This is a genomic window from Sphingomonas bacterium (assembly GCF_903643065.1).
Lineage (GTDB): Bacteria > Pseudomonadota > Alphaproteobacteria > Sphingomonadales > Sphingomonadaceae > Sphingomonas.
The window spans coordinates 1-4,363 of sequence record NZ_CAHJWX010000245.1; the positions used below are offsets into that span (position 1 = coordinate 1).

The window sequence follows — 4,363 nt, forward strand, 5'->3', positions numbered from 1 at the left end:
GAGAACGTGGCGTTGGCCTTGGCGAGCACGATCGCCGCGTCGGTCTGGGCGAGCTGGGCGCCGCACCACCCCCGCATCCGCGCGCTCGCGGCGGCGGTCAGTCGGCCGTCGCCGCCGCCTTGCCGCCCGAGCGGAACCAGGCCTCCACCGACCCGACCAGCCTGATCGTCAGCGGGCGGCCGTGGCGATCCGTCTTCTTGCCCAGCGCCACGCGGATCCATCCCTCGGACAGGCTGTATTCCTCCACGTCCGTCCGCTCGGCGCCCTTGAAGCGGATGCCGACGCCGCGTTCCAGCGCGGCCTGATCGTAATGCGGGCTGCGCGGGTCGATGCACAGATGGTCGGGGGGCGTGTCGGTCATCGCGCGTCGCTTACCCGCGCGCGCTCCGAACGCAAGACGGCGCGGAAGCTGTTGCCTCCGCGCCGCCATCCGGGCTGCCTGCCATCATCCGTGACGAACTCAGTTGCAGACGCGCACGTCGTAGGGCCGGCCGTTATACTGGTCGTACCGCCGCTCGAAGAAACAGCGCGGACGATAGTCGTTGTAGCGATAATCGTCGTAGTAATAACCGCGCGGGCCCGGGCCGGCATAATAGCCCCGGTCGTCATAGCGATCATGATGGTTGGACGCGATCGCCGCCCCCACGCCCAGCCCGAGCAGCCCGCCCAGCACCGCCGCGCCACCGGAGCCGATCCCGCCGTGACGATAGCCGCCGCGATAGCCCCGATACTGCGCCTGCGCGGGCGCGGTCGCCCCGATCGCGCTCGCCGCCAGCGCGGCGCCCAGCACCGCCTTCTTCAACAAACCCGTCATGACCAACCTCCTACTCATGCCATCGGCCGACCAGGGATGAACGCCTGACCTTTCGACCTTGTTGCCGCCAATGCCCGAGTCGCCCTGAATGGACACGGAATGCGGCGTTAAACTGCGGTAAAGGCTGGATTGTCGGGATCGATGGCCCGCGCGGCTTCCCCATCCTGCCCGGGCGGAAAGGATGGGTGTCGACAGCCTCGTCGGTTGTCCCCGCAACGACTTACCGGAACGCCGCCGCGTGCCCGCGCATTGCATCCCCATGAAGATCGTCTGGTCCGATGACAGCAAGCCCGGCATCACCCGCCAGAAGGTCTCCAACGGCTGGGGCTATTGGACCGCGAAGGGCGAGCGGATCACCGACCGCGATGAGATCGAGCGTCTGTCCGGCATCGGCTTGCCGCCGGCCTATGTCGATTGCTGGTACAACCCGAAGCCCAACGGCCACATCCAGGCGACCGGCAAGGACGCGAAGGGACGCAAGCAATATCGCTACCACGTGGGCTTCCGCGAGGCGCAGGAAGCCGCGAAGTACGAGAAGACCGCCGAGTTCGGCCGCGCGCTGCCCAGCCTGCGCAAGGCGGTCGCCGCCGATCTCGCCACGCGGGGCCTGGCCAAGGCGCGCGCCGTCGCCGCCGTCGTCCGGCTGCTCGACGACAGCCACATCCGCGTCGGCAACGAGGATTACGTCCAGCAGAACCACAGCTACGGCGCGACTACCTTGCGCACCGAACATGGCAAGGTGGCCGGCGACACGCTGAAGCTGCGGTTCAAGGCGAAGTCGGGCAAGGAGGCGGACATCCGCGTGACGGACAAGTCGCTCGCGCGCTTCGTCAAGGCCTGCCAGGATTTGGACGAGCAGCATTTGTTCGCCTATCTGGGCGAGGACGGCACCGCGCACCCCGTCTCCTCGTCCGACGTCAACGACTATATCAAGACCGCGACCGGCGGCGAGTTCACCGCCAAGAACTTCCGTACCTGGGGCGCGAGCCTGCTCGCCTTCGAGGCGCTGGCGGGCGCGGACGCGGACCTGACGCTCAAGCAATTGCTGGAGCCGGTCACCGCCAAGCTCGGCAACACCCCCGCGATCGCGCGCAAGAGCTATGTCCACCCCGACCTGATCGATCTGGTCAAGCGGGACCAAGCGACGTTCAGGAAGGCGCTGCAACTGCCGCGCCAGGCCGGCGGGCTGTCGCGCGAGGAGCGCGGGCTGATCGCGTTCCTGGAGCGCAACGTGGTGCCCGCCGCCAAGGCGGAAGCGCGCGAGGCGGCCGCTGCCTGATCGGGAAGGTTTGGGATTGAGTGTGACCAACACCGCCGCGACCGCCGCGGCGAGGGGCAAGCCGATCATCGCGTCGGCCGATGTCGCCCACGATGCGCGTGACTTCGCCGCGACGGCGTCGGTCTGGATCACCACCCATTGGTGGCCGATCCTGATCGCCAGCGCGATCGCGACCGGCATCGTCGTCCTGCTCCACGCCGCGCGGCGGCTGGGCCAGCGGCTGTGCCGGCGCGATGGCACGGGCGGCGGCTGGGGCACCGTCGCCGGCCGGGCGATCACGCGGACCAACGACTTCTTCATCATCTTGGCTGCCGCCAAGCTGGTCGGCGACACCTTCGCCGCCGCCGCGCCGCCGCGCGAGGTGGCGCAGGTGATCCAGTTCCTATGGACGATCGCGGCGACGTTCCAGGTCGCGATCTGGGCGCGCGAGCTCATCCTGGGCGCGGTGGAGCACCGCACCGGCGCGGACGGCCATGGTGAGGCGCTGTCGAGCGCGATGGGGCTGATCCGCCTGCTCGTCACGGTGGCGCTGTTCGCGATCGCGCTGGTGGTCGTGCTCGACAATCTGGGCGTCAACGTCACCGGGCTGATCGCCGGCCTGGGCGTCGGCGGCATCGCGATCGGGCTGGCGGCGCAGGGCATCTTCGCGGACCTGTTCGCGGCGCTGGCGATCATCTTCGACCGCCCGTTCCGCGCCGGCGACACGATCGCCTATGATCAGACCAGCGGCACGGTGGAGGCGATCGGGCTCAAGTCGACGCGCATCCGCTCGGCGACCGGCGAGGAGCGGATCATCTCCAACAAGAACCTGCTCAACAAGGAGGTACAGAACCTGACGCGCCGCGACTATCGCCGCGTCCAGTTCGAGCTGGGCGTCGTGCAATGGACGCCGGCCGACGTGATGGCGGGCTTGCCGGGCGTGCTGGAGGAGGTGGTGGAGGCGCAGGGCGGCCGGTTCGTGCGCGCCGGCTTCATCCGCTTCGGCGCGTCCTCCTACGATTTCGACGTCGAGTTCGACTCACCGACCGCCGCGTTCGCCGACTTCTTCGACGCGCGCCACCGCGTCGGCTTGGCGATCATCAGGCGCCTCGACGCGGACGGCATCGCACTCGCCTATCCGACGCAGGCGCAGGTGAACGTGAACGTGCCCGAGGCCGGCAGCGGCGCGCCGGCTACGCCCGCAACAGCTCGCTGACCACGATGCTCAAGTCGAGGACCGATCCATCGGGGTAGTGCGTGATCGAACCACGCCGATCGCCCTCCAAATAAGCCTTAGCCTGTTCAAGGCCTCGCATGATGCTGTCGAATGCTTCACTCACGATCTGCCCCTGCTGACAACCACGGGCTTACCATATGGGGCGAACGGCGCCATTCTCCTCCCCCGCTCCGCGGGAGAAGGAGAGATGCGACGCTCAAATCCCGCCTTCCTCCAGGCTGAGCAGTGTCGCGTTGCCCCCCGCGCTGGTGGTGTCCACCGACATCGCGCGCTCCACCACGAAGCGGTGAAGATAGTGCGGCCCGCCCGCCTTGGGCCCGGTGCCGGACAGCCCCTCGCCGCCGAAGGGCTGCGAGCCGACCACCGCGCCGATCATGCTCCGGTTGACATAGAGGTTGCCGACCTTCGCCCCCGCCTCCGCCAGTTCGGCGGCGCGCGCGATGCGGCTGTGCAGGCCCATGGTGAGGCCATAGCCCTTGGCATTGACCCGCTCGATCGTCTCGGCCAGCTGCCCCGCCGGCCAGGTCGCGACATGGAGCAGCGGGCCGAACCACTCCTGATCCAGCTCCTCGATCGAGCCCAGCCGGATCAGCGTCGGCGGCACGAACAGGCCGTCCGCCGGCGCCGCGATCGTCTTCACCCAGCGCGAGCGAGCCTGCTCGCGATAGCGCATCAGCCGGTCATAAGCCGCCCGATCGATCACCGGCCCGACATCGGTCGCCGGATCGCCGGGCGCGCCCACCACCAGCGTGTCCATCGCGCCCGCCAGCATGCGCAGCGTCGCGTCGGCCACCTCCTCCTGCACCAGCAGCAGCCGCAGCGCCGAACAGCGCTGGCCGGCGGAGCGGAAGGCGGACGCGATCACGTCCGCCACCACCTGCTCGGGCAAGGCGGTCGAGTCGACGATCATCGCGTTGATTCCGCCCGTCTCCGCGATCAGCGGCACGAGCGGACGCGCGTCGTCCGCCAGCAGCGCGCGCGCGATCGTCCGGGCGGTCGCGGTCGAGCCGGTGAACGCCACCCCCGCGACGCGCGGATCGGCGGTCAGCGCGGC

General features: G+C 69.3%; 5 protein-coding genes. 2 read left to right on the top strand and 3 right to left on the bottom strand.

What is annotated here, in order from left to right; all coding sequences use genetic code 11:
• Window positions 1-97 precede the first annotated feature (97 nt).
• Together HUU95_RS09470 and HUU95_RS09475 are read right to left on the bottom strand one after the other, a co-directional pair.
• Entirely contained in the window at window positions 98-361 is a 264-nt protein-coding gene (locus tag HUU95_RS09470; RefSeq protein ID WP_174279887.1) for a DUF3297 family protein, read from the bottom strand.
• Window positions 362-460: 99 nt separating this feature from the next.
• Window positions 461-814: a hypothetical protein gene (locus tag HUU95_RS09475; protein ID WP_174279888.1), complete on the bottom strand. Its 354-nt coding sequence runs from the start codon at window positions 812-814 to the stop codon at window positions 461-463.
• Between the two features lie 259 nt (window positions 815-1,073).
• Here HUU95_RS09475 and HUU95_RS09480 point away from each other — a divergent pair, with 259 nt between their 5' ends.
• On the top strand, window positions 1,074-2,093 hold the full coding sequence (locus HUU95_RS09480) for a DNA topoisomerase IB (RefSeq protein WP_174279889.1): 1,020 nt from the start codon (window positions 1,074-1,076) through the stop codon (window positions 2,091-2,093).
• Window positions 2,094-2,115: 22 nt separating this feature from the next.
• The gene (locus HUU95_RS09485; protein WP_254602722.1) at window positions 2,116-3,288 is read left to right on the top strand and encodes a mechanosensitive ion channel family protein; all 1,173 of its coding nucleotides are present in this window, start codon (window positions 2,116-2,118) and stop codon (window positions 3,286-3,288) included.
• 217 nt (window positions 3,289-3,505) lie between these two features.
• Here the strand turns inward: HUU95_RS09485 and HUU95_RS09490 are convergent.
• A partial coding sequence (locus HUU95_RS09490) for an aldehyde dehydrogenase family protein (protein WP_174279890.1) occupies window positions 3,506-4,363 on the bottom strand: 858 nt, incomplete at its 5' end.

Coding starts and splice junctions, on each gene's coding strand:
- HUU95_RS09475 (WP_174279888.1), bottom strand. CDS start 814: ATGACGGGTTTGTTGAAGAAGGCGGTGCTGGGCGCCGCGCTGGCGGCG.
- HUU95_RS09480 (WP_174279889.1), top strand. CDS start 1,074: ATGAAGATCGTCTGGTCCGATGACAGCAAGCCCGGCATCACCCGCCAG.
- HUU95_RS09470 (WP_174279887.1), bottom strand. CDS start 361: ATGACCGACACGCCCCCCGACCATCTGTGCATCGACCCGCGCAGCCCG.